Annotated in this window: 1 protein-coding gene; it reads right to left on the bottom strand. The window is 48.6% G+C overall.

The features are described 5' to 3' along the window. Positions 1-475, bottom strand: a 475-nt coding sequence (locus ABLT31_RS38910) for a class II fructose-bisphosphate aldolase (protein ID WP_367761090.1), incomplete at its 3' end; no start/stop codon positions are given. Positions 476-597 lie beyond the last annotated feature (122 nt).

The raw sequence follows: 597 nt of genomic DNA, 5'->3' as shown, positions 1-597 counted from the left end.
TGGCATGCATGGCATCCGCTTCGTCGACAATGAGATCATCTTCCTGTCCGCCGATACGCCCCAATTCCGCTTCCACCGATACCCCTAAAGCACGAGCGGCTTCTACCACTTGCTTCGTTTTGCGAATGTTTTCTTCCAGCGGATAATGAGAGGCATCTATCATGACGGAGCTAAAGCCAGCCTGAATGGCCTGCAGACATTGTTCAAAGGAAGCCCCATGATCCAAATGCAAAGCGACTGGAACGGTGATGCGGTACTCATCAACCAACGCTCGAACCATGGCAGATGCTACCTTTAATCCACCCAAATGGGCAATATACCCTGGACTGACCGCACAAATCACAGGGGATCGCTCTTCTTGAGCAGCCTGCAGAATAGCCTGCGTAAATTCCAGATTGTTCAAGTTAAAATGCCCAACGGCATATTTGCCTTCTAAAGCTTGATTTAACATCTCCTTCAGTGAAACCAGTGGCATAATCCGTATCCTCCTTTTCCTAACTCAAAAAGGCTACCAAACCAGCCAGTTTGGTAGCCTGTCGTTTTTACCAGCGAGCGGTCAGCATTTTCTTTCTCGTATAGAACTCTACTCCATCCGGA

This window comes from Ammoniphilus soli (assembly GCF_040813775.1).
This window is presented reverse-complemented; position numbering and strand designations above follow the sequence as displayed.